The 25385-nt window shown below is 72.9% G+C and carries 19 protein-coding genes; 15 read left to right on the top strand and 4 right to left on the bottom strand.

Annotated features, from left to right (window positions below; all coding sequences use genetic code 11):
• Positions 1–76: 76 nt before the first annotated feature.
• Positions 77–598, bottom strand: a complete 522-nt coding sequence (locus ABT345_RS29200) for a TerD family protein (RefSeq protein ID WP_386461389.1) — start codon at positions 596–598, stop codon at positions 77–79.
• Positions 599–943: 345 nt separating this feature from the next.
• Positions 944–1531 carry a TetR/AcrR family transcriptional regulator gene (locus tag ABT345_RS29195; RefSeq protein ID WP_345086910.1) on the bottom strand — a complete coding sequence of 196 codons (588 nt, stop codon included), beginning with the start codon at positions 1529–1531 and terminating at the stop codon, positions 944–946.
• A gap of 156 nt (positions 1532–1687) precedes the next feature.
• On the opposite strand from ABT345_RS29195, the gene ABT345_RS29190 reads away from it, so the two are divergent.
• The 6 genes from ABT345_RS29190 (at position 1688) to ABT345_RS29165 (ending at position 7149) form a co-directional block, all read left to right on the top strand.
• Positions 1688–3100 (top strand): amidase, encoded by a 1413-nt coding sequence (locus ABT345_RS29190; RefSeq protein WP_345086909.1) that lies wholly within the window; start codon positions 1688–1690, stop codon positions 3098–3100.
• 117 nt (positions 3101–3217) lie between these two features.
• A complete protein-coding gene (locus ABT345_RS29185; protein WP_030288193.1) occupies positions 3218–3823 on the top strand; it encodes a YdbC family protein in 606 nt (201 codons plus the stop codon).
• A 170-nt stretch (positions 3824–3993) separates the two neighbouring features.
• Positions 3994–4653 carry a histidine phosphatase family protein gene (locus tag ABT345_RS29180; RefSeq protein WP_345086905.1) on the top strand — a complete coding sequence of 220 codons (660 nt, stop codon included), beginning with the start codon at positions 3994–3996 and terminating at the stop codon, positions 4651–4653.
• Positions 4654–4663: 10 nt separating this feature from the next.
• Entirely contained in the window at positions 4664–5563 is a 900-nt protein-coding gene (locus ABT345_RS29175) for an ADP-ribosylglycohydrolase family protein (RefSeq protein ID WP_345086903.1), read from the top strand.
• A 192-nt stretch (positions 5564–5755) separates the two neighbouring features.
• Positions 5756–6457 carry a ribonuclease HII gene (rnhB, locus tag ABT345_RS29170; protein WP_345086901.1) on the top strand — a complete coding sequence of 234 codons (702 nt, stop codon included), beginning with the start codon at positions 5756–5758 and terminating at the stop codon, positions 6455–6457.
• A gap of 65 nt (positions 6458–6522) precedes the next feature.
• A complete protein-coding gene (locus ABT345_RS29165; protein WP_345086899.1) occupies positions 6523–7149 on the top strand; it encodes a hypothetical protein in 627 nt (208 codons plus the stop codon).
• 210 nt (positions 7150–7359) lie between these two features.
• Here ABT345_RS29165 and ABT345_RS29160 read toward each other — a convergent pair whose 3' ends face one another.
• Entirely contained in the window at positions 7360–8067 is a 708-nt protein-coding gene (locus tag ABT345_RS29160; protein WP_386461385.1) for a hypothetical protein, read from the bottom strand.
• A 600-nt stretch (positions 8068–8667) separates the two neighbouring features.
• On the opposite strand from ABT345_RS29160, the gene ABT345_RS29155 reads away from it, so the two are divergent.
• The 8 genes from ABT345_RS29155 to ABT345_RS29120 all read left to right on the top strand — a co-directional run bounded on the left by ABT345_RS29155 (position 8668) and on the right by ABT345_RS29120 (position 22413).
• Positions 8668–10827 (top strand): RecQ family ATP-dependent DNA helicase, encoded by a 2160-nt coding sequence (locus ABT345_RS29155; protein ID WP_345086897.1) that lies wholly within the window; start codon positions 8668–8670, stop codon positions 10825–10827.
• Positions 10828–11873: 1046 nt separating this feature from the next.
• Positions 11874–13235 (top strand): DUF4192 domain-containing protein, encoded by a 1362-nt coding sequence (locus tag ABT345_RS29150; RefSeq protein ID WP_386461412.1) that lies wholly within the window; start codon positions 11874–11876, stop codon positions 13233–13235.
• A gap of 214 nt (positions 13236–13449) precedes the next feature.
• Positions 13450–15450 (top strand): glycogen debranching N-terminal domain-containing protein, encoded by a 2001-nt coding sequence (locus tag ABT345_RS29145; protein WP_345086895.1) that lies wholly within the window; start codon positions 13450–13452, stop codon positions 15448–15450.
• A gap of 49 nt (positions 15451–15499) precedes the next feature.
• On the top strand, positions 15500–16264 hold the full coding sequence (locus ABT345_RS29140) for an NUDIX hydrolase (RefSeq protein ID WP_345086893.1): 765 nt from the start codon (positions 15500–15502) through the stop codon (positions 16262–16264).
• 154 nt (positions 16265–16418) lie between these two features.
• On the top strand, positions 16419–18434 hold the full coding sequence (locus tag ABT345_RS29135) for an ATP-binding cassette domain-containing protein (protein WP_345086891.1): 2016 nt from the start codon (positions 16419–16421) through the stop codon (positions 18432–18434).
• Between the two features lie 120 nt (positions 18435–18554).
• Complete coding sequence (locus ABT345_RS29130; protein ID WP_345086889.1) at positions 18555–19526, top strand: FadR/GntR family transcriptional regulator; 972 nt, start codon at positions 18555–18557, stop codon at positions 19524–19526.
• Positions 19527–19918: 392 nt separating this feature from the next.
• Positions 19919–21472, top strand: coding sequence for an RNA polymerase sigma factor (locus ABT345_RS29125; RefSeq protein ID WP_345086887.1), 1554 nt, complete (start codon positions 19919–19921; stop codon positions 21470–21472).
• A gap of 131 nt (positions 21473–21603) precedes the next feature.
• Entirely contained in the window at positions 21604–22413 is an 810-nt protein-coding gene (locus tag ABT345_RS29120; RefSeq protein ID WP_345086884.1) for a serine protease, read from the top strand.
• 127 nt (positions 22414–22540) lie between these two features.
• Here ABT345_RS29120 and ABT345_RS29115 read toward each other — a convergent pair whose 3' ends face one another.
• Positions 22541–22771, bottom strand: coding sequence for a DUF7455 domain-containing protein (locus ABT345_RS29115; protein ID WP_345086881.1), 231 nt, complete (start codon positions 22769–22771; stop codon positions 22541–22543).
• A gap of 444 nt (positions 22772–23215) precedes the next feature.
• Here ABT345_RS29115 and ABT345_RS29110 point away from each other — a divergent pair, with 444 nt between their 5' ends.
• Positions 23216–25336 (top strand): DNA gyrase/topoisomerase IV subunit B, encoded by a 2121-nt coding sequence (locus ABT345_RS29110; RefSeq protein WP_345086879.1) that lies wholly within the window; start codon positions 23216–23218, stop codon positions 25334–25336.
• Positions 25337–25385 lie beyond the last annotated feature (49 nt).

Genomic DNA, 25385 nt, shown 5'->3' with positions numbered 1-25385 from the left:
GGTACGCCGCCGGGCGCGAGGGCCGGCCGCGGCGGTGCTCCGGCCGGCCCGGGCAGCTCCCCGTACGGGGCTGCGGTCAGCTGCCCATCAGGGCGGTGAAGGCGTTCGGGTCGGCGTCGAAGCCGCGCAGGCCCTTTCGCAGCCGCCATTCGCCGTCGGTGTCGCGGGTGAAGACGGCGACGACCGAGGCGGTCGACGGAGCGACCGAGGCGAAGTCGTCCTGGACGAGTTCGGTGTAGCCCTCGCGGATCTGGACCTCGGTGTTGGGCACCTCGCCGAAGGTCTTGCGGCCGCCGCCCTGCTGGATGGCGACGCCGACCACGACCTTGGTGTAGCGCTCGGCCAGGCGCTCCAGCTCCAGCGTCATGACCTCGTCGGACCCGAAGCCCTGGCCGGTGCGGCTGTCGCGGTTGAGGGTGATGGTGCCGTCGGGGGAGCGGCTGTCGAAGTGGACGAGGTAGACGGGCTTGTCCGTGGGGGTGTCCGCCTCATAGGTGGCGGCGATGAGGTCGAGGTCGTTGTCCGGCTCGCCAGCGGGGCTCGGGTCCCACTTGAGCGTGACCTCGGCCTTCTCGATGCCTTTGTTGAGCGTGCTCACCGGGCTTGTCCTTCCGTCGCTTTCCGTCTCACCGGACGCGCGGAACGGCTCCGCGCGCGGCCGGCTGCCCTTCCCGGCCCTGGAGGTGAGGCGTACGGCCGGTGGCGGGCAGCCGCGGAGCGCCGGGCGGTCTGCCCGTGGTCGTGCGGGCAGCGCGCCGTAACACCCCGTTGGATGTCCATGGTGCCATGACGGCGCGGCTTGGCGGCCGGGCGAACTGTGCCTGTGGACAACTGCGTTGATCGGGAATCTGGCCGGATCCGTTGCCCCGTGAGGGTGTTGGGGGAGCGCCCCTGGGTTACCGGGGCCGCGGCGGGCGGACGGGGCGCCACGGGACGGCCGGTGTCACTGCTGGGGTTCGCCCCACAGGCGGCACAGGTGGTGGTCGAGGGCGTCCAGCGCGGCGGCGGGCGAGATGTGGTCGATCAGCACATGGGTGGTGAGCCCGTCGACGAGGGAGAGGAGGGTGCGGGCCTCCAGGGAGGCGTCGGCCTCCGGCGCCGCCTGGGCGAGGAGCGCGGTGAACGCCTCCTGGAGCGCGGTGTAGTTGGCGCGCAGGATCTCCGCCAGCGGACGGCTGACGGTGGCCTGGGCGAGGAACGCGAGCCAGACGCGGGCCTCGGCCCGGTGTTCCTGCCGCAGCAGGGAGAGTTCGGTCGCGGCGTGCCCCAGGGTGGTGCGGGCGGACTGCGCGGGGGACCGGGAGATGCGGGTGGCGACCCGGGTGGTGACGCGTTCGCCGATGTAGGTGAGGGCGAAGGTGAGCATCTCGTCCTTGGTGCGGAAGCAGCGCTGGACCGCCCCCATGGAGACGTCCGCGCGGGCCGCGACGTCCCGGAGGGTGACCCCTTCCAGGCCGCGCTCCTCGGCGAGTCGGCAGACCGCGTCGGCGATCTGCCGGCGTCGGCCCTCGTGGTCCACCAGCTTCGGCATGGCACCCCGCTTATTCGATGCGTACGTATCGCTGATCAGGGTACGGTGTTTTTTCGATGCGACTGCATCAGTACGACTGGTGGGGGTCGGAATGCGACAGGACCGGCCCCGGGCATCCGCCTCGCCCCGGCGCGAGGCGGCGGGAGGGAGCAGGCCATGCGGGACGCGCTGTGGCGGAAGACGGCTGGCGCGCAGGCGGCGGCCGTACGCGCGGGGGCGGTGACGGCCGCCGAGCTGCTGGAGGCGCATCTGGCGCGGATCGCCGAGGTCAACCCGGCGATCAACGCGGTGACCCAGCTGACCGCCGACCGGGCGCGCGCCGCCGCGGACGCCGTCGACCGCCGCCGGGCGGCCGGTGCGGACCCGGGGCCGCTGGCCGGGGTGCCGTTCACGGTCAAGGAGACCACCGCCGTCGAGGGCGTCCCGACGACCTTCGGCGCGACCGCCTTCCGGCACGCCACGGCGCGCGCCGATGCGCCCCCGGTCGCGCGGCTGCGTGCCGCCGGTGCCGTCCCGGTGGGGCACACCAACATGCCCACCCTCGTCCTCGCCGGGATGCACACCCGCAGCGAGCTGTTCGGCGACACCGTCAACCCCTGGAGCCGCGCGGTCACGCCGGGCGGCTCCAGCGGCGGCGACGGGGCGGCCGTGGCGAGCGGCATGGTGCCCCTCGGGCTCGGCAACGACGCCGGGGGATCGGTCCGCATCCCCGCCGCCTTCTGCGGCATCGCCGGGCTGAAGCCGACCACGGGCCGCTACCCCGCCGACCACCGCATCGGCCCCGACGATCCCGCCCTGGCGGCCCAGGAGTTGGTGGTCGACGGGCCGCTCGCCCGGACCGTCGCCGACCTGCGGCTGGTCCACGGCGTGCTGGCCGGGGCCGCCCCGTGCGACCCGAGGGCCGTACCCGTACCGCCCTTCGGCGCACCGCTCCAGGGCCCCCTCAAGGTGGCGAAGGTGGCCGACCCCGGGGGCGAAGGGGTGCACCCGTCGGTCCGCGAGGCCGTCGACGCCGCGGCGGACGCCCTGAGCGACGCCGGCTACGAGGTGTGCGAGGTCCCCGACGTCCCGTGCCTGGAGGAGACGCTGGAGGCCTACGCCCGGATGACGCTCACCGAGTTCGCCGTCGCATGGCCGCAGGTCAAACCGCTCCTGGGGGAGGGCGGCCACCGCTACATCGAGTGGTCCACGGCGCGGACCCGCCCCGTGGACCTCGCGGAGTACCTGCGGCTGACCGGGGTGCGCCTGGGTATCCGCCGGGACTGGGCGGCGTTCCTGGCGGAGTACCCGTTGGTCCTCGGGCCGGTGTTCACCCTGCCCCCGTTCGCCCCGGGGGAGGAGCTGCGCGACCCGGAGAGCTCGCTGCGCCTCCAGCGCGCCATGCGGCTGTGCACCGCCACCAGCTTCGCCGGGCTGCCCGCCGTCGCGGTGCCCGCGGGGACGGCCGACGGGCTGCCCCGCGGCGTCCAGCTCATCGGCCGCCCCTACCGGGAGGACCTGTGCCTGGACGCCGCCGAGGAGGTGGAGCGGCGGCTCGCCGTCCCGGTGCCCATCGATCCCCGCCCGTAAGGCGGTTCGCCCGCGACGGGCCCGGGCGCCCGGCGCCCCGTTCGTCGCGGGCGGATCCGCGGATGTTCGCCCGGCGACGGCGGTGATTTGGCCGGTCCCGGGCCGTACGATGGCGCGGTGCTTGTCAAGTGGATTCGCCTCACCGTCGTGGACCGCCGAGGGTTCGAACGGGGGCAGCGGAAATGGGCGGGACTGCTGGGGGAGCCGGGATTCCGGGGGCAGGGCGGCGGCTGGAGCAGGAGCCGCCCCGGTGTCGCGCACCTCGTGGCCTTCTGGGAGAGCCGGGCGTTCTACGACTCGTTCATGGCGCGCTCCCACGACCGGCTCGCCGCCGCCCAGGTGGGCACCTTCAAGGACAGCCAAGTCCGCCTCTTCGAGCACGAATTCGATGTGAAGGTGGGCTTCGAGCCGGTCTTCGCCGACGTCGACGTCCTGCGGCTGGCCCACTCCCAGGTGCGCGAGGACAGGGTGGAGCACTTCACGCTGATGCAGGAGAAGGTCTGGAACCCGGCGATGGCCGGATCGCCGGGCATGGTGCGCGGGATGCTGGGGCGGGCGCCGGGGGAGGAGTTCCTGGTGCTGTCGATGTGGCAGTCGGCCGCCGAACGCGGCAAGTACCGCCCGGAGCGGGTGGAGCGGCTGGCCCTGCGCGCCCAGATAGCGGCCGATGTGGAGGCCCTCGCGGGCGACGTCGTCCAGCTCGAACCGGCGTGGACGGTCTGAGCGCACGCCCCCGCACGTCCCGGCGCACGCCGGACGGGTCCGCGGCTCTCCGCATGACGCACGCCCCGTACCGCCTTCCCCACGGGGGCCGGCCACCACGCCGTGGGCGCGCGGCTCCGCACCGTGTCCGGCGGTCGCGACGCGCGCGGCGGGCGTTCTAGGGTGGCCGCATGGCACGGCCGCGACGCATCGTCCTCATCCGCCACGGAGAGTCGGAGGGGAATGTCGACGACACCGTCTACGAACGCGAGCCGGACCACGCGCTCAGCCTGACGGACAAGGGCCGCCACCAGGCCCGCGAGGCCGGTGGCCCGCTCCGCGACATCTTCGGCGACGAACGCGTCTCCGCCTACGTCTCCCCGTACCGCCGCACCCACCAGACCTTCCGGGCCCTCGGCCTCGACCTGGACCGCGTCCGCGTCCGCGAGGAGCCGCGCCTGCGCGAGCAGGACTGGGGAAACTGGCAGGACCGCGACGACGTACGCCTCCAGAAGGCGTACCGCGACGCCTACGGGCACTTCTTCTACCGCTTCGCCCAGGGGGAGTCCGGCGCCGATGTCTACGACCGGGTCGGCGCCTTCCTGGAGAGCCTGTGGCGCAGTTTCGAGGCCCCCGACCACCCGCCGAACGTCCTCATCGTCACGCACGGCCTGACCATGCGGCTGTTCTGCATGCGGTGGTTCCACTGGTCGGTGGCGGAGTTCGAATCGCTCGCCAACCCCGGCAACGCCGAGCGGCGCATCCTCCTCCTCGGCGACGACGGCCGCTACACCCTGGACCGGCCGTTCGAGCGCTGGCGGGAACCGGAGCCGTACGGCATCTCCGGTTAGAGTGCGAGCGATGACCGCCGACGACCGTGACGCAGACCGCCGCGCGCGGGCCCTCGCCAGCCTGCGCGGACTCGCCGTGGGCGACGCCCTCGGCGCCCGCTTCGCCACCCCCGCCCACCTCCCCGCCCTCCGCCGCCGGGCCCTGCCGCCCGGCCCCTGGCGGTGGACCGACGACACCGAGATGGCCTGCTCCGTCCTGGCCGTCCTGAGCGCCCACGGCCGCATCGACCAGGACGCGCTCGCCCGGTCCTTCGCCGATCACCACCACGCCGACCGCGACTACGGCCCGGCCGTCGACCGCCTGCTGCGGCAGTTCCGCGACGGCGCCGACTGGCACGACCTCGCCGCCGCCCTCTTCAACGGCCACGGCTCCTGGGGCAACGGCGCCGCCATGCGCATCGCCCCGCTGGGCGCCTGGTACGCCGGTGACGCCGAGCAGGCCACCCACCAGGCGGAGATCTCCGCCTACCCCACCCACCAGCACCGCGAGGCCGTGGTGGGCGCCATGGCGGTCGCCGCTGCCGCCGCCCTCGTCGCCGACCCGGACCGCTCCACCGGCCCCGCGCAGCTGATCGACGACGTCCTGGCGCTGATCCCGCGCAGCGCCGTCCAGGCCGGACTCCGCCGCGCCCGGGACATGCTCGACTACGGCGACCCCGGCACCGTCGCCGCCGTCCTCGGCTGCGGCCGCCGCACCAGCGCCCACGACACCGTCCCCTTCACCCTCTGGGCCGCCGCCCGGCACCTCGGCGACTACCCGGCGGCGTTCTGGGCCACCGCCCGGGCCGGCGGCGACGTCGACACCACCTGCGCCATCGTCGGCGGCATCGTCGCCGCGGCCCCCGCGGGCGCCCCGCCGTCCGACTGGCTCGCCGCCACGGAGCCGCTCCCGGACTGGGTGCCCGCCTGACCCGCCGGGCCGTCCGGCCTGCCGCACCAACAGGCGACCCGGACCTGCGACTTCGCCCCTGGTGAGCGCCGTCCGGCACCCCGTGCCACCTGCCCCGCGCGCCCGTGCGAGCGGCCCTGGTGGCGGTACTCGCACCCTCATCCGGATCCGGTGACGACGCGCGCCCCGAATAGGCGTACGCTTGCTGGCGCCATGCCGTACGAGCCTCCCACCCATACCGTCGAGCGATCACTGCGCGCCACGACGGGCGCCAAGATCGTCGCCGGTGTCGACGAGGTCGGGCGAGGAGCCTGGGCCGGTCCCGTGAGCGTCTGCGCGGCCGTCACCGGCCTGCGCCGCCCGCCCGCCGGACTCACCGATTCCAAGCTGCTCACCCCCAAGCGCCGCACCGACCTCGCCGAGGTCCTCGGCGACTGGGTCACCGCGTACGCCCTGGGGCACTCCTCCCCGGAGGAGATCGACGCCCTGGGCATGACCGCGGCGCTCCGGCTCGCGGCCGTCCGCGCCCTGGAGGCGCTGCCGGTCCGCCCGGACGCGGTCATCCTCGACGGCAAGCACGACTACCTCGGCGCGCCGTGGCGGGTCCGCACGGTCATCAAGGGCGACCAGTCCTGTATCGCGGTCGCCGCCGCATCGGTGCTCGCCAAGGTGCGACGCGACGCGATGATGGCCGAACTGGGCGTGGACCACGCCGAGTTCGACTTCGCCGGTAACGCCGGTTACCCCTCCCCGACCCACCGCACCGCCCTGGAGGAGTACGGTCCCACGCCGTACCACCGGGTCTCGTGGTCCTACATGGACGCGTTGCCCCGGTGGCGGCATCTGAAGAAGGTGCGCGTCACCCCCGAAGCAGCCGCTCTGAAGGCCGGTGGCCAACTCGGCTTCGACTTCTGAGCGGTGCGGGCGTCGAGGCGGACCCGCCGACACGACCCGCACCCACGTTTGATAGACATCCCTTCATGCCTCTCATCCCCGAGGAGCCTCAGATTCACGAGAGTGTCCCGGGTCCCCGCGCAACTCCGGCCGCCGGCCGCACCGCGCCGACCCCCCGACCCGTTCCTGGCCCCCGCCCCGCACCCGCGCGCGGACCGCACGCGGCCGGAGTCCGTCCGGGCAAGCCCGGTCCGCCCGCCCCGCCGCGGGGGCCCGTCACGGCCCCGCCCGCACAGCGCACCGGCCCCCGCCCCGCGGCGGCCGGCGACGCACAGCTCCAGCTGATCCCGGCCCCCGCCGACGGCGCCCTGGACGCCGCCGACGAGGCCGTCGACCTGCTGCTGGACTCCGGCCGCGCACCGAGCGAGATCCTGGTGCTCACGACCGGTGACCCGCACCCCTGGGCCGCCCACGAGCTGTCCTTCGGCGAGGCGTCCTACTGGGCGCAGTACGACGCCGCGGACGACGTGTTCTACGCGGACGCCGCCGCCACCCGGCCCGCCGGACGGCCCGTCGTGGTCGTCGCGGTCAACGGCGGCACCGACGAGACCACGGCACGGGCCCTGCCCGCCGCCCTGGCGCGCGCCGGCGCACTGCTGATCGTCTGCGGCGACCCGCAGCGGATCAACGCCGTGCTCGGCACGTCCGCCTGATCGGTCCCGCACGTAGCGGCCCGCCGGCCACCAGGCCGGTCGGGCCCGCACGTGTGCCCGGGGGCGACCGGCCGCCGGACCGCCCCACGGGACGGCACACGGCAGCGGAGCACGGGGATCGCGGCCGCGCACCGTGCGCGGCTGCTCACCGCGCTTCTCCGGCGCACCGAAAACGGCCGCTCCGCTTCCGTGGCGATCCGGTCCGCCGCCTCAACTCCCGCTCGCGGCAACGCTCCTGGAACCCCGGCCGCCCGCCGGATCCTCGGATTCCGGCAGGCGCCGGGGCCGCTCCCTGCCCTCGGCGGGCCGCCGTGCCACGCCCGGCCGCCGCACCGTCTGCGCGCGGGGCCGCTCACCGTTCGCCGTGACCGCGGTGCGTCCGCTCGTCCGCGGGCGTCCGCCGGGCCGCCGCCCGCCGCGCTCCTCGCCCAGCACCTGCCAGCGCTCGCCGTTCATCATGAGGTACGCGCCGCACCGCAGCCCGTGCAGCGTGCACGCGTCCCGCAGCCCCCACATCCAGGCACCGTCCGTCGCCGTCCACCGCAGCTCCCCCGCGCGGCAGTACAGGAGCACCGCCGTCCGCACCGGAATCCGCAACCGCAGATCGTGCGGCACGATCCGCCGCAGATGCACCAGCAGGGCGTGCCGGAACCGCCAGCCGTCGGGGTCGGCGGTGCCGAGCGTGAACGACGCGCTCGCCCGCACCCGCTGATCCGGATCGAGCACCGCCACCACCGCGGTGGCGAACGCCGGACCGTGCCGCTCGTGCAACCCGCCGACCAGCTCACGGGGGTTGCGCAGCAGCGGAATCCCGGCCGTTGCCCACTCGGCCGGCTCCAGTACACGGCTGCGCCGCGCGGCCGGGTCGGCGGACACCCGCCGGGGCACGGGGGTGTGCGAGGCATCGGCGAAATCCACGGTCCTCCCTTCGGTCGCGCGTCCCGTCGGCGAACGGCGCCAGGCGCGCGGCTCCACGGCGCCCTGGCGGACCCGGCCGGTACGCGGAAGCGGCACCGGTCTCCGCGCTCGCACGGGCCCGCGGACGTACCCCACACGCGCGCACTCCCGCCTCACCGAGGGCGCTGCCTCCATCCTTCCCGCCACCGCCCCGCCCGACGCCCTGCCGCTCCCTCCACATCCGGACCGTGCGGGTCTCTTCCGGGCACGGGCGTGCAGGACGTTCCGCGCGGGCGGGTGGGGCGCCGGCCGCGTACCGGCGCCGCCCGACCGGGCCGTGGAACGGCGTGACGCGGCCGTGAAACGCGCCTCGGGCTCCGCGAACCGGCCCTCCTACGGGTGCGCACCCCCAATTCGGCACGCGTGCCCAGCGCCGCAGCACGACCGCGGCACCTCCGCGACCGCCCGGACGTCACGTCTCTGACCTGCATAAATGGCTTCGTGCGGGGAGTTCGGACGCGTCCGGCGACGCTCTTCTCCGACAGCGGCGGAGCCCTCGGTCGGCCGCCGCGGCGGTGGGCAGGTGGCTGTTTGTCAGTGCCGTGCGGTTGCATGGAGGACATGAACGAACAGGAGCTGCGTGCCGAAGCCGACGCCATCCTCGCCGAGCTGGTCGGCGACCCCAAAGGCCCGGCGACGCTTCGGGAGGACCAATGGCAGGCAGTGGCCGCCCTGGTGGTCGAGCGCCGCCGCGCGCTGGTCGTGCAGCGCACCGGCTGGGGCAAGTCGGCGGTGTACTTCGTCGCCACCGCGCTGCTGCGCCGCCGCGGCTCCGGCCCGACGGTGATCATCTCGCCGCTGCTGGCACTGATGCGTAACCAGGTCGAGTCCGCCGCCCGCGCCGGAATCCAGGCGCGGACGATCAACTCCGCCAACCCGGAGGAGTGGGACGCCATCCACGAGGAGGTCGAGCGCGGCGACGTCGACGTCCTCCTGGTCAGCCCGGAACGCCTCAACTCCGTCGACTTCCGCGAACGGATGCTGCCCAAGCTCGCGGCCACCACCGGCCTGCTCGTGGTGGACGAGGCACACTGCATCTCCGACTGGGGCCACGACTTCCGCCCCGACTACCGCAGGCTGCGCACCATGCTCGCGGAACTCTCCCCGGGCGTCCCCGTCCTCGCCACGACCGCCACCGCCAACGCCCGGGTCACGGCGGACGTCGCCGACCAGCTCGGCACGGGCGCGGGGGAGGCGCTGGTGCTGCGCGGCACCCTGGAGCGGGAGAGCCTGCGGCTCGGCGTGGTCCGGCTGCCGGACGCCGCACACCGCCTGGCCTGGCTCGCCGACCACCTGGGCGACCTCCCGGGCTCCGGAATCATCTACACCCTCACCGTCTCGGCAGCCGAGGAGGTCACCGCATATCTGCAGGGCCGCGGCTTCCGCGTCGCCTCCTACACCGGCCGCACCGAGAACGCCGACCGCCAGCAGGCCGAGGCCGACCTGATCGACAACCGCGTCAAGGCGCTCGTCGCGACGTCCGCGCTCGGCATGGGGTTCGACAAGCCCGACCTCGGCTTCGTGATCCATCTCGGCTCGCCGTCCTCGCCCATCTCCTACTACCAGCAGGTGGGCCGCGCGGGCCGCGGCGTGGCACACGCCGATGTACTGCTGCTGCCCGGCAAGGAGGACGAGGCCATCTGGCGGTACTTCGCCGAGGTCGCCTTCCCGCCCGAGTCCCAGGTCCGCCAGACCCTCGCCGCCCTCGCCGACGCCGGCCGCCCGCTGTCTGTACCGGCCCTGGAGGCCCAGGTCGACCTGCGGCGCAACAGGCTGGAGATGATGCTGAAGGTGCTGGACGTGGACGGCGCGGTCCGGCGCGTGAAGGGCGGCTGGACGGCGACCGGCGCCGAGTGGGTGTACGACGCCGAGCGGTACGCCTGGGTGGCCCGGCAGCGCGCCGCCGAACAGCAGGCCATGCGCGATTACGTCGGCACCACCCGGTGCCGGATGGAGTTCCTGCGCCGCCAGCTGGACGACGAGGGCGCGGCCCCCTGCGGCCGCTGCGACAACTGCGCGGGGGAGTGGGCCGCGGCCACGGTCTCCCCGGCGGCGCTGGCGGGCGCCACGGGCGAACTGGACCGCCCCGGCGTGGCGGTCGAGCCCCGCCGGATGTGGCCGACGGGCATGCCCGCCCTGGGCATCGACCTCAAGGGCCGCATCCCGGCGCAGGAACAGTGCGCTCCCGGGCGCGCCCTGGGCCGCCTCTCGGACATCGGCTGGGGAAACCGCCTGCGCCCGCTGCTGGCCGAGCAGGCCCCCGACGGCCCCGTTCCGGACGATGTCCTCCAGGCCGCGGTGGCGGTCCTCGGCGACTGGGCCCGCTCCCCGGAAGGCTGGGCCTCCAAGGCCCCGGACGCCGCCGCCCGCCCGGTGGGCGTCGTCGCCGTCCCGTCCACCAGCCGCCCCCGGCTCGTCCACTCCCTCGCCGAGGGCATCGCCCGCATCGGACGCCTCCCCTTCCTCGGCTCCCTCGCCCACACCGAACAGAGCGCCGCCCACCGGGCCCACCGCAGCAACTCCGCACAGCGCCTCCAGACCCTCTCCGCCGCCTTCACCGTCCCCGGCGAACTCGCCGAAGGCCTCGCCCGCACACCGGGCCCGGTCCTGCTCGTGGACGACTACACCGACTCCGGCTGGACCCTCGCCGTCGCCGCCCGCCTCCTGCAGCGAGCAGGCACGGAACGGGTGCTGCCGCTGGTCCTCGCGGCGGCGGGGTGAGGGCTGCCACCCAGGGAGAGCTGGGTGCGTGGGGTGTCCCTTGTGTTCCGGCTCAGTGGTAGGTGTACTGCGGCTGACCGGCTGACCGGCTGACCGGCTGACCGGCTGACCGGCTGACCGGCTGACCGGCTGACCGGCTGACCGGCTGACCGGCTGACCGGCTGACCGGCCGACCGGAGGCTTCGGGCTTTGTCGAGGCCTGGGGTATCGGCGCGTTCCGGAGGACGAGGGCGGGCCGGGGCGACGCATCCGTCATTGTCGTGCCGGGAGCAAGGCACCCCCAAGGGGAGGCTGCCCCGGCGCGTCCACGTCCGCGTCACCCGCACCGGACGATCGCCGGACGCCAGCGGCTGGCCCTTGCCCACGGGCACGCGATGCCGGGACCCTGGCTGCCGTCCGCTAGCACGGCAACCAGGGCGCCCCTCCGAACCGTGCCCGCGCCCGGCCCCAGGCGCGGGCACGAGGTAACAGAGACCCGCCGAAGCTGCCCGGTCCGTGCCCGCACTGCCCGTGCCCGCGCACGGGAAATCACCGTGCGCCAAGGACTCGCGCCACAGGTCCCGCCCCGCTCGCGCCTGTGGAAATCTCCGTCACCCGGGGGTTGTCCACAGGGGTCGCGGCGCAGCGGACCGGCGCGGGATCTTCGAGCCATGAACCAGCACAGCGAACGGCCCCACGCCCCGAACTCCACCAGCAAGCCGCGCCCCTGCCCGGGTACGCCCTCCGCCTCGGGACGCCCGGAGGATCCGCCTGCATCCACCGCTCAGGCCCCCGTGAGTCCACCGGCTCCCACGGTCCCCGCGCCCCGCTCGCCCTTGTCCGACCCATCCCGGAAATCCACGGCCTCCCTGCGGAAGCCCGTCCGCCCCGATGCCGGCACCATCCGTGCCACAGGACCGCGACACCTCGCCGCCACCGAGCGGCCCGAGGCGCCCCGGCCCGGCGAACCCGGCCACACCGACCTCTCCCTGCCCGCGAACCTCTTCCTCCCGACCGGCCCGGTTCCGGAGGGCCCGGACCCGGACGCCTCCGGCCCGGCAGCCGCCATCGCACCCGATGCCCCCACATCCGGGGGAAGCCACAGCGCCGACCCCGGGTCCGAGACCGAACAGCAGGTCACCCTGCGCGACGCCGCCGACCTCGCCGACGCCCTGCCCTACCTCATGGGCTTCTACCCTGACGACAGCATCGTTCTGGTGGGACTCCACGGCCCTCGCGGACGCTTCGGCGCCCGGGTCAGGCTCGGCATCCCCGCCGACCCGGAGCAGTGGCCCGACGTCGCCGACCAACTCGCCTCCTGCCTCATCTCCGCCGCCGACGACCGCGGCGACCGCCCCGCCGGCATGCTCGTCTTCCTCTGTCAGGAACCGGCGAAGGGCGAGCGCGGCCAGGACGTCACCCAGCGACTGCGGCCCCTCGCCCAACGCCTGCGGACCGCCTGCGGCGCCCTGGACGTCCCCGTCCTCGAAGCGCTCTGCCTCTCCAACAACCGCTACTGGTCGTACTGCTGCCCCGGCTACCGCTGCTGCCCCGCCGACGGGAAACCCATGGTCATGCCCGGTACCTCGGTCATGGCGGCCGCTGCCGCGTACGCGGGCATGCAGGTACGCGGTTCCCTCAAGGAGATGGAGGCCCGTCTCACCCCACGCACCGGCCCCCGCGCCGCCGAACAGGTCAAGGCGCTCGACTCGGCGGTGGGCCGGTTCCTGCCCCGGATGCTCCACGCCAACGGCGCCCACGCCGTCCGCCAGGAGACCCTCGACCGGGCCGCCGCCATGATCCACCGCTTCCGGCAGGACACCCCCACCGGAAGCAATCGGGCCCGGGACGCCTGCGACGACGCCCTCCTCACCGACGCCGAAGCCGCCGAACTCATCCTCGGCCTCCAGGACCGCCTGACCCGCGATCGGGCCGCCGAATGGATGGAAGGCCCCTCCGCCGCAGCCGCCCTCCGGGTCTGGCGCGCCCTCGCCCGCCGCTGCGCGGGCGCCTACCTCGAACACTCCGTCGCCCCACTGACCCTCGCCGGATGGGTCGCCTGGTCCACGGACGACCAACCCTCCGCCCGAGTCGCCCTCAGCCGCGCCCTGGGTATCGACTCCGACTACGTCTTCGCCCAACTCCTGCACCGCGGCATCAACGAGGGCCTCGACCCCGAACCGCTGCGCCGCTGCCTGAGGAGCGAACGGGAGGAGCGCGAAGCACAGGCGGCGGTCCGCGCGACGAGCGGCAGCCGCGACGCGGCGGCAGCCACCCGCACCGCACCGGCCCCCGGCCCCGAACGAACCCCTCGCTCCCACCACGCGCCGACCAGCCGCCCCACCGAACCCCGGGGCAACTCCGGCCCGCCCGGCACCCGTCCCGCTGCCCGCCGTACCCGACGCGGTGGTGACCGGATCCGAAGGTGATCCAGGAACACGGTGCGGCCGGCGTGACCTGCACGCCGGCCGCACCGTTCAGGTGAGTGGCGTCAACCGCCGTCCGCGCCGGTACCACCTAGGAGCACCGCTCGTGCCAGGCATCGACCACCCCACCCCACCGACCCCACGCGCCCCGGGAACCCCTCGACCGATCCCGCCCCGCGTCCCACGGCCTCAGCCCCTCCACGCTGCGCTGATCTCCGTGGCGCTGCCCCACCTCACCATCTCCCCGCCCGACGGCCAGCTCAGAGGCGAGAACGCCGACGGCTGCTACCACGACGGCCGCCGCATACTCTCCCGCTGCGAACTGCGCGCCGGAGCGGGCGAGCCCGTCATCCTCCAGAGCAGCCAGACCGCAGCGGATCACACCCGCTTCCTAGGCACCGTGCGTCTGACCGGCGACCGCAGCCCCGACCCCGACATCCGACTCGAACGACTGCGCCGCGCCGACGGCAGCGAACGCCTCACCTTCCGCAGCAGCGCCTCGCGCCCCGTCCGCCTCCCCGTCGACCTGCGGCTCGGCACCGACCTCGCCGAACTCGGCGCCGCCGCCACCGGCATGCCCGGACCGGATCTGCGCCCCGCCGTCCACGGAGCGGGCCTGCGCTGGTCCGGCCCCGGGGCGCACGCCGCGGTCACCACGTCCCCCGCCCCCGACGACGCCCTCGCCTCCGCCGGTCTCCTGCGCTGGGAGCTCGAACTCCCACCCGGCGGCGCCCGCACCATCGACCTCCGCCTCACCTTGGAACTCACTCCACCCGGCCGCCCGGACACCCGCGCCACATCCGACGGCCCTCACCCCGGCCCGGAGCCCGGAGGCCCGTACGCCGCGCCTCGTCCCGCCGCCCCGCGGCTGCGCACCGCACGGCCGCAACGCCTGTGGACGGCACACCTGGAATGCGACGACCCCCGCGCCGACGCCCTCCTCGCCACCTCCCTCGACGACCTCCACGGTCTCCTGACCCGCGACACCGGCACCCCCACCGACCTCTACACCGCAGGCGGCATCCCCTGGCGCCCCGGCCTCTCCCCGGCCGAAGCCCTGTGGTCCGCCCGCATGCTCCTCCCTCTCGGCACCCACCTCGCCGCCGGTACGCTCCGCCTTCTCGCCCGCACCCAGCACACCGCCCCGGGACCGGACTCCGGCCGCCTACCCGGCCCGCTCCGCGACGCCGGACCACACGCCCCGCCGAGCTGCGCCGGTACCGAAGCCACCCTGCTCTTCCCCACCGTCCTCGCCGAGGCGCGCCGCTGGGGCCTGCCCGACCACGAGACCGAGCACCTGCTGCCCACCGCCGAACGCTGCCTGGACTGGCTGCTCCGCACCTCCGCCACCGGCGGCCCGCCCTACATCCCCGACCCCGCCCCATCCGGCCCGTACCGCTGTGAAACCCAGGCGCACGCCCACCGCGCCGCCCTCCTCGGCGCCGACCTCCTCGACGCGTACGGCAAACCCCGCGCAGACGACCTGCGGGAATGGGCGGCCAGTCTCCGTACCCGCTTCCGCACCGACTTCTGGCACGAGGACCGCTACGGCGGCCGTCCCGCCGCCCTGATCACCCCTCAGGGGCGCCCCTTGGCGCACATCGGCGCCACCACCGCGCACCTCCTCGACACCGGACTGCTCGGCGGCGGCCGGTACGCCCCGGGCCTCCTCGACCCCGTCCGCACGGCGCAGTTCGCCGCACTTCTGGCCGGTCCCGCCATGGACACCGGCTGGGGCCTGCGGAGCCTGAGCGCCAAGGAGAAGGGACACAATCCGTTCGGACACCGCAGCGGAGCGGTACGGCCTCACGAAACCGCCGTCGCCGCCGTCGGACTGGCCGTCGCAGGTCACGAACCCGCCGCGAACGCCCTGCTCAAGGGCGTCCTCGACGCCTCGGAGAGCTTCGGCCACCGTCTCCCCGAGATGTACGCGGGGGAGCAGCGCACCGCGGGAGCCACGCCCGTGCCCCACCCCGCGGCCTGCCGGCCCGCCGCCGTCGCGGCCGCCGGAGCCGTCCACCTCCTGCTGGCCCTCGCGGGCCTGCGCCCCGACGTCCCCGGAGGCACCCTCACTCTCCGGCCCGTGGGCAGCGCTCCGCTCGGCGCGCTCCAGTTCACCGGCCTTCGCGCGGCCGGACGCCCTCTCGCCGTACGGATCAGCCGCCTCGGCATGGGCATGGTGGAGGAGGCTGCCGATGGCTTGCAGCTGAAGTCCTGATCTGGCGCGACGGCCTGTTTATCGTCAGGCGGACGACTATGATCACGACATGCCTCCCTACGACCCGTCGGCCTTCCCGCCCTTTGCCGTCACCGTCGATCTGGTCGTGCTCACCGTGCGCCGCCACTCCCTCTGCGCCCTGGCCGTCCGTCGTGGTGAGCCGCCGTTCCAGGGGCGATGGGCGTTGCCCGGCGGCTTCGTCCGCGCAGACGAAGACCTGGCGGGCGCCGCGGCCAGGGAGCTTGCCGAGGAGACGGGCCTGCACGCCCACGACCCGGCCGACCCGGCCGCCCCGTACGGCGCGCACCTCGAACAGCTCGCCACCTACGGCGACCCGAAGCGCGACCCCCGTATGCGGGTGGTGAGCGTCGCCCACCTGGTGCTCGCCCCCGACCTGCCCGCCCCGCGGGCCGGCGGCGACGCCCACAGCGCCCGCTGGGCACCGGTCGAAACCTTCCTCGACCAGGAGCCCACGAGCGCACCCGACGAGGAGCCCCCGGCCCCGCTCGCCTTCGACCACGCCCAGATCCTCGAAGACGGCGTGGAACGCGCCCGATCCAAGATCGAATACTCCTCGCTCGCCACCGCGTTCTGCCCTCAGGAGTTCACGGTCGGCGAGCTGCGCCGCGTCTACGAAGCGGTCTGGGGCGTCGCCCTGGACCCCCGCAACTTCCACCGAAAGGTCACCGGAACGCCTGGCTTCCTCGTTCCGACCGGCGGTACGACGACCCGTCAGGGCGGCCGCCCTGCGCAGCTCTTCCGCGCGGGCGGCGCCACCCTGCTCAACCCGCCGATGCTGCGCCCCGAGGCGTGATACTTGGCGGACATGCTCACGTCCCACCGTGACACGGCACGGCGCCCTACTCAGTAATTACGAGTAAATAAGACATATAGGGCTATCTTGGCGGGGTGAGCCCCTTCGTGCCCTCCGCTTCGTCCGACCGGTCTCACGCCCCGCGAGGGACGCGATGATCCAGGCCATCGGGCTGACCAGCGAACCCCGCGGTGAACTCCCGCCTGCCGTCGACGACCTCACCTTCGACGCCCGGCCGGGAGGCGTCACCGTGTTGCTCGGTCCCGCTGCGTCAGGAAAGACCACGGCGCTGAGGCTGATGCTTCAGCTGCAGGGCGGCCGCGGCGTCGCGCTCTTCCGCGGACGCCCGCTGCATCGTGTGCCCAATCCTCCACGCGAAATCGGCGTCGTCCTCGGTGACGTTCCCGGCGACCCGTCCCGCACCGCCATCGGTCACCTGCGCCTCCTCAGCGCCGCGGTCGGCGTTCCCGTCGGTCACGCCGACGACGTCCTGGACCTCGTCGGCCTCACCGGCCTCGCCGACAAGCAACTCGGCAACCTCTCCCGCGGCATGGACCGACGCCTCGCTATGGCTGCCGCCCTCCTGGGGGACCCCCACACCCTCGTCCTCGACGAACCCGCCGACGGGCTTCAACCACGCGACACCGCCTGGCTCCACGGGCTGCTCCGCGGCTACGCGGCACAAGGCGGCACCGTCGTCATCACCTCGCGCCACTCCCGCGAAGCCACCCGCATCGCCGACCGCGTCATCACCCTCGACGACGGTCATCTCGCCGCCGACCAGGACGCAGCAACCTTCGCCCGCACCCGCATGCGTCCCCGTGTCATCGTCCGCACCCCGCACGCCGATCGCCTTGCGGCGTTGCTCATCGATGAGTCGCAACGCGCGCACCGCGCCTCGGATCCCGCCATCGGTCGCGGCATCGAAGTTGTCCGCGAGAGCGGTAGCCGTATCGCGGTGTACGGCAGTGACTGCGCCGCAGTCGGCGAAACGGCCTTCCGTCACCGGGTGCTGGTGCACCAACTCGCGGATGAGGCAGGCGACAGCGGCCCCGTCGAACCGCTCCACCGTGCAGATGGTCGACAATCACGCGCAGCGACTGTGCCTCCCGGTGCAGCCGACGCCCCTGATCGTGTCACTGTCACGGAACCCGCACCTACAGCAGCTTTCCGGGATATCGACATGCCGACATCCCGTGTTGGCGATATGGCGACACTCACCGATGGCGACCGCCACCACACACCCCCCTCCCCCCACCCCGTGCCCCCCGACGACCTCACCGACACCCTCACCCTCCCCGTCATCACCGCACCCGCACCCGCGCCCGCAGCTGCACCCGTCCCCCGCCCCGCACGCCCCCCTGGGGCTGCCCCGCACCTGCGCATCCCGCGCCTTCCGGCTGCCGGCCCCGCATGGCCGTTGCGCTACGAAGCGCGCCGCACGGTGAGCGACCGCACCGTCGCCCTCGTCGCCGTCGTCTCGCTCCTGGTATCGCTGGTTCCGGCGCTCCTGCTGGCGCGCCACGGTGCTGCTCCCTTGTCGCGAGTCCTGAGCGGCTGGCCACGCCAACTCCCCTTCCCGCCCGCCGCACTCGGCGCGGGGATGGTCGGTTCGCTGGCGTTCGGGCAGGAGTTCCGGTTCCCCGCGCTGGCTCACGAAAGCGGCGCCGTTCCCCGCCGGCTGGGGCTGCTGGTAGCGAAGCTGGCGGTCAGCGGAGTCTGCGCGCTGGTGCTCGGCGCTGCCGTTCTCCTCGCCGATGAGGCTGCCGTACAGCTGGTGTTCGGGGTCGATGCGCTGGACGGGCTACCCGACACCCCCGTATTCGTAGTCGGTTGGGCAGGTCTGCTGGTCGGCTGCGCCTGGGCGGGAGTGCTGGCCGCCGGGCTGTTCCGTTCCACGGCAATGGGATTGGCGGCGGTACTCGCCGTCCCGGTACTCGTCGTGCCGGCCCTGCGGTGCGTACTGGCCGAGCAGGCGGGGCGCTCCCTGGCGGGGCTCACCGCGAGGCTGCGGGCGTCAGCTCCCGTTCGCTGGCCGTCCGGAATCGATCACGGCGCCTCCGTTGTCGTGCGCTGGGTGACCCAACCCGTAGGCGGAGCACTGGCGTTGTCCGTCGCCGCGCTGGTCTGCGCTTACGGCCTGACGGTCCTCCGAAGCCGGGTGCGCTGACCGTCGCGTACGGATGTGGTGAGTGCCCTTGGGGCACTCGCTGTCCACAACTCGCCCTGGAGCGCGCGTTTCCTTCCGATAAAGCGTCAATTATGAGGTACCGGGCGATCACCCTTTCGTGTGCTTTTCACCAAAGACCTCAAGGGTGTTCGGGACGCCGCCGACAAAGGATGCGTGAGTACCCTTGCGCACACCATGATGACCGCGGCTCGCCCTGCCGACGCCGGCCACGCAGGCCCGGGCGAGCTCGACCGCTACCCCTACGGCACCGCCGTCAACAGCACCCCGGACCGCGTCGCACCGGCGTGGGACGGCGCCGAGGCCGACATCGCCCGCGCCGGCCGGCGCACCGCCAGCAGCCGTGGCCGCGGCCTGCACGGCCAACTCGTCCAGCAGCTCGGCCAGATGATCGTTTCCGGCGACCTCGGCGCCGACCGGCCACTTGTCCCCGAGGAGATCGGCCAGCGATTCGAGGTCTCCCGCACCGTCGTCCGCGAGTCGCTGCGGGTGCTGGAGGCCAAGGGCCTCGTCAGCGCACGACCCAACGTGGGCACCCGGGTGCGCCCCGTGAGCGACTGGAACCTCCTCGACCCCGACATCATCGAATGGCGCGCCTACGGGCCGCAGCGCGACGCCCAGCGCCGTGAGCTGTGCGAGCTGCGCTGGACCATCGAACCGCTCGCCGCCCGCCTCGCCGCAGGGCAGGGGCGCGAGGACGTCCAGCAGCGGCTCGCCGACATGGTCGACGTCATGGGGCACGCCGCGGCCCAGGGCGACACCATGAACTTCGCCCGCGCCGACACCGAATTCCACGCCCTGCTGCTCCAGCTCGCCGGCAACCGCATGCTCGACCACCTCTCCGGCATCGTCTCCTCCGCCCTCCACGTCTCCGGCGGCACGTCGGGCGGCTGTGAGCGGCCGGCCGAGACGTCCGTAGGCCAGCACATGCGGATCGTCGACGCCATCGTCGCCGGGGACGCAGCGGCCGCCGAGGGCGCCATGCGTCAGCTCCTCGCCGCCCATGGCGAGAGTGGCGGGCAGGCCCCCGGGGCATCCGCGGACCACGTGGTGCCCGCCCCCCGCGAGCACTGACGGCACCACCCTCCGCGCACCCGCCACGGACCCAGAGGCGGTCGGTCCGGCGGCGCGCACCCCGAAGGCCGGGGCGCCGCACGGCAGCGCGACCGCAGCCCGCCGGATCCGGGCGTCATCCGGATCCGGCGGCGGGCTTCGGCAGGGTTGCATGTCATATGACGGGGAATGTGTCGTTATGAGGTGTGACTCGGGCCACGCGGATTGGGCGTAACGCTCGTCGGGGGAGCGCGATGACTTAAGAGGTGATAGCCGAGGAGGGAATACGAGCGGCGTCGACGACGCTGTTCCACTCCCCGGTTACCCCTGCGCCGCCGGCCATCCCCTCCGGCGGTCGTCGGCTCCGATCCACACAGGACGGGGTCGGAAGCCGTTTCCATCGTTCCGAGAGGTTGTTCGTGTCGGCCAGCACATCCCGTACGCTCCCGCCGGAGATCGCCGAGTCCGAGTCTGTGATGGCGCTCATCGAGCGGGGAAAGGCTGATGGGCAGATCGCCGGCGATGACGTGCGTCGGGCCTTCGAGGCTGACCAGATTCCGCCAACCCAGTGGAAGAACGTTCTGCGCAGCCTCAACCAGATCCTCGACGAGGAGGGTGTGACGCTGATGGTCAGTGCCGCAGAGGCGCCCAAGCGCACCCGCAAGAGCGTCGCAGCGAAGAGTCCGGCGAAGCGCACCGCCACCAAGACCGTCGCGGCCAAGACCGCAGCGGTGAAGAAGACCACCGCGGCGGGCGCCTCCCTGGGTGACGCCTCGTCCGCCGAGGCGGAGTCCGCGCCTGCCAAGAAGGCCGCGGCCAAGAAGACCACGGCCAAGAAGACGGTCGCCAAGAAGGCCACGGCCAAGAAGACGACCGCCAAGAAGACGGCGGCCAAGAAGGACGTCGACGAGCTGCTCGACGACGAGGTGACCGAGGAGACCCCGGCGCCCGGCAAGGGCGACGCGCCCGAGGCCGCTGAAGGTGCCGAGGCCGCCGGTTTCGTCCTGTCCGACGACGACGAGGACGACGCGCCCGCGCAGCAGGTCGCCGCGGCCGGTGCCACCGCCGACCCCGTCAAGGACTACCTCAAGCAGATCGGCAAGGTCCCGCTGCTCAACGCCGAGCAGGAGGTCGAGCTCGCCAAGCGCATCGAGGCCGGCCTGTTCGCCGAGGACAAGCTGGCCACCGAGGAGAAGATCGCTCCCAAGCTCAAGCGCGAGCTGGAGATCATCGCCCAGGACGGCCGCCGCGCCAAGAACCACCTGCTGGAGGCCAACCTCCGTCTGGTGGTCTCCCTCGCCAAGCGGTACACCGGCCGCGGAATGCTCTTCCTGGACCTCATCCAGGAAGGCAACCTCGGTCTGATCCGTGCGGTCGAGAAGTTCGACTACACCAAGGGCTACAAGTTCTCGACCTACGCGACGTGGTGGATCCGCCAGGCCATCACCCGCGCCATGGCCGACCAGGCCCGGACGATCCGTATCCCCGTCCACATGGTCGAGGTCATCAACAAGCTCGCGCGCGTCCAGCGTCAGATGCTCCAGGACCTGGGCCGTGAGCCCACCCCGGAGGAGCTGGCCAAGGAACTCGACATGACCCCCGAGAAGGTCATCGAGGTCCAGAAGTACGGCCGCGAGCCGATCTCGCTGCACACCCCGCTGGGCGAGGACGGCGACAGCGAGTTCGGTGACCTGATCGAGGACTCCGAGGCGGTCGTCCCGGCCGACGCGGTCAGCTTCACGCTCCTGCAGGAGCAGCTGCACTCGGTGCTGGACACCCTCTCCGAGCGCGAGGCCGGTGTCGTCTCGATGCGCTTCGGTCTCACCGACGGCCAGCCGAAGACGCTGGACGAGATCGGCAAGGTCTACGGCGTCACGCGTGAGCGGATCCGCCAGATCGAGTCCAAGACCATGTCGAAGCTGCGTCACCCGTCGCGCTCCCAGGTGCTGCGCGACTACCTCGACTAGCGGACACGGCAACACGGTTTCTGCGGGCCCGGCCCCCTTCGAGGGGCCGGGCCCGCGGCCGTCCGGGTGCGGGACGCAGCCGTTTGGGTCACGCTGGGTGGGCGATCACTGCCTCGGAGTCAGGAGTCCGTATGCGCCCGATCTTCCGCGCCGTACCCGGAGCCCTCGCCATGGTCCTCGCCGCACCGTCCTTGGCCGTGGCTGACGCATCGGTGGTCGGGGGACAGCCCGTACAGGTCGTGGAGAGTCCCTGGGTGGTGGCTCTCGCCTCCCAGAACCGCTTCGGCAGGCAACGGTCCGGTCAGTTCTGCGGCGGCGTCCTGGTCGGCCGCAGAACGGTGGTGACCGCCGCGCACTGCCTGAGCACCGAGGTGCTGGGGGTGCCCTGGCAGCAGGTCCGCGATCTGCGCGTGCTCGTGGGGCGCGAGGATCTCGCCGGTACCGGGGGGCAGGCGCTGAAACCGGCCAGAGTATGGGTCAATCCGCGCTACGACAGCCGGACGAACGCGGGGGACATGGCGGTCCTCACCCTGCCGGCGCCCGTCACCAACCGGTCCATCCCGATCGCCCCGGAAGGCTCCAGGGCCTACAGCGAGGGCACCTCCGCGGCCGTGTACGGCTGGGGCGACACCACGGGCCGGGGCGCCTACGCGACGCGCCTGCGGTCGGCGGAGGTGAAGATCCTTTCCGACGCCGCGTGCGCCCGCGCGTACCCGGGCAGCGCCGACGGGGCGTACCAGCCCGCCAACATGCTCTGTGCGGGTGAACCGCAGGGGGGACGGGACGCCTGCCAGGGGGACTCCGGCGGCCCGCTGGTCGTCGAGGGACGTCTCGTGGGGCTGGTGTCGTGGGGAGCCGGCTGCGGGGAGCCCGGAAGCCCCGGGGTCTACACGCGGGCGTCCGCCCTGATCCCGGCCGTCGCGCTGCACGGCGGGGGCTGAGCGCCGGCTTCCTGGGACGGCAGGGACGGGAAAACACGAGTGCGGGCGGTCTCCCCGGTGGTACCCGGGGTGACCGCCCGCCGCACGGCCTGGGCCGCTACTCGCTCGTCGTCGTGGATGCGATGTGTCAGCGTTCCTCATCGGGCGCAGACGCCGGAGAGGCGGTCAGCCGCTCCGTCTCGTCCTGTATTTCCGCGGCGATCTTCTTGAGTTCTGGCTCGAACTTGCGACCGTGGTGGGCGCAGAAGAGCAGTTCTCCGCCGGACATCAGGACGACGCGCAGGTATGCCTGGGCGCCGCAGCGGTCGCAGCGGTCAGCGGCCGTCAGCGGGCTCGCGGGTGTCAGAACAGTAGTCACGTCGCCTCTTCTCTAGCTCGACGAGCTGTCGTACCAGGGTCAACATCCAACCAGGCCGAAAACGTTCCCGCTCGTGCCTTTTCCTCGAAAAAAATCTTCGAGAGGTTGGCCGGGTGCTGCCGGGTGGCGGCGAATGAGCCGTATTGCTTGGTGGTTCGATTCACGGTTACTGGGTGTGTCCTCCCGGCTGGCTTGCCGGTCGTTGATGAGGACGTGCCCGGAGCCTAAATGGTTCATGCCTCGAAAGGAACGTGATGTTCGCGTCACGTCCGCCTCACTCCATCGAGGGATCGAACTGGCGATCGAAATTCTACTACCATGAGCTTGCTGACGGGTGGCGTCACATCGGCTCTACCTGGCCTCGGTACGCTCTTGACCGGCGTTACCGCCACAACCGAGTCCGCGGAATGCGGACTGCCAGAAATTCAGCGAGGAGCGAACCGCGTGACCGCCGAGATGTCCGTGCCGTCCACCGCAGTGCTGACCGGGGCTGACCGGGACGGTTCCAACTACACCGCGCGGCACCTGCTCGTCCTGGAGGGGCTGGAGGCTGTCCGTAAACGCCCCGGTATGTACATCGGCTCCACGGACAGCCGCGGCCTGATGCACTGCCTGTGGGAGATCATCGACAACTCCGTCGACGAGGCGCTCGGCGGCTACTGCGACCGCATCGAGGTGCTCCTCCACGCCGACGGCTCCGTCGAGGTCCGTGACAACGGCCGCGGCATCCCCGTCGACGTCGAGCCCAAGACGGGTCTCAGCGGCGTCGAGGTCGTCATGACCAAGCTGCACGCCGGCGGAAAGTTCGGCGGCGGCTCCTACGCGGCCTCCGGCGGTCTGCACGGCGTCGGCGCCTCCGTCGTCAACGCCCTCTCCGCCCGCCTCGACGTCGAGGTCGACCGCAACAGCAAGACGCACTCGATCAGCTTCCGCCGCGGCGTCCCCGGGGCCTTCACCGCTTCCGGCCCGGACGCCTCCTTCGAGCCGGGCAACGGCCTGGTCAAGGGCAAGCGCGTCGCCAAGACGAAGACCGGCACCCGGGTCCGGTACTGGGCCGACCGCCAGATCTTCCTCAAGGACGCCCGGCTCTCCCTGGAGACGCTGTACGCCCGGGCCCGCCAGACCGCCTTCCTGGTCCCCGGGCTCACCCTCGTCGTCCGTGACGAACGCGGCACCGACGGCGCCGCCAGCACGGAGGAGACCTTCCACTACGACGGCGGGATCAGCGAATTCTGCGAGTACCTCGCCCAGGACAAGGCGGTCTGTGACGTCCTGCGCCTGAGTGGACAGGGCACCTTCAAGGAGACCGTCCCCGTCCTGGACGACCGCGGTCACATGACCCCCACCGAGGTCACCCGCGAGCTGGGCGTCGACATCGCCCTCCGCTGGGGCACCGGGTACGACTCGACGGTCAGGTCCTTCGTCAACATCATCGCGACTCCCAAGGGCGGCACCCACGTCGCCGGGTTCGAGCGGTCGGTCGCCAAGACCGTCAACGAGGTCCTGCGGTCGAGCAAGCTCCTCCGCGTCGCCGAGGACGACGTCGTCAAGGACGACGCCATGGAGGGGCTCACCGCCGTCGTCACCGTGCGGCTCGCGGAGCCCCAGTTCGAGGGGCAGACCAAGGAGGTGCTCGGCACCTCCGCCGCCTCCCGCATCGTCGCCCAGGTGGTCGGCCGGGAGCTCAAGGCGTTCCTGACGTCCACCAAGCGCGACGCGAAGCAGCAGGCCCGCGCCGTTCTGGAGAAGGTCGTCGCCGCGGCCCGTACCCGTATCGCCGCACGTCAGCACAAGGAGGCGCAGCGCCGGAAGACGGCCCTGGAGTCCTCCTCGCTGCCGGCCAAGCTCGCCGACTGCCGCAGCGACGACGTCGAGCGCAGCGAACTCTTCATCGTCGAGGGGGACTCGGCGCTCGGCACCGCCAAGCTCGCCCGGAACTCCGAGTTCCAGGCGCTGCTGCCGATCCGCGGCAAGATCCTCAACGTGCAGAAGTCGTCCGTCTCGGACATGCTCAAGAACGCCGAGTGCGGCGCCATCATCCAGGTCATAGGAGCAGGCTCCGGCCGCACCTTCGACATCGACACCGCCCGGTACGGCAAGGTCATCTTCCTCGCCGATGCCGATGTCGACGGCGCGCACATCCGGTGCCTGCTGCTGACGCTCTTCCAGCGCTACATGCGGCCCATGGTCGAGCAGGGCCGGGTCTTCTCCGCCGTGCCGCCCCTGCACCGCATCGAGCTGATCAACCCCAAGAAGGGCCAGGAGAAGTACCTCTACACCTACTCCGACAACGAACTGCGGCAGACCCTGCTCGAGTTGGAGCGGAAGAAGGTCCGTTACAAGGACAGCATCCAGCGCTACAAGGGCCTCGGTGAGATGGACGCCGACCAGCTCGCCGAGACCACCATGGATCCGCGCCACCGCACCCTGCGCCGGATCAACATCAGCGATCTCGAAGCGGCGGAGCGCGCCTTCGACCTCCTCATGGGCAACGAGGTCGCCCCGCGCAAGGAGTTCATCACCAACTCCGCCTCCACGCTGGACCGTTCGCGCATCGACACCTGAGCCCCGCCGGGCGCACCGAGGGGGTGTCCTCCACCCAGGGGTGGAGGAC

The sequence above is a fragment of the Streptomyces sp. NPDC000404 genome (assembly GCF_040300365.1).
Lineage (GTDB): Bacteria > Actinomycetota > Actinomycetes > Streptomycetales > Streptomycetaceae > Streptomyces > Streptomyces ramulosus.
The sequence above is the reverse complement of the archived record's forward strand: the minus strand, read 5'-3'. Positions and strand labels throughout refer to the sequence as shown.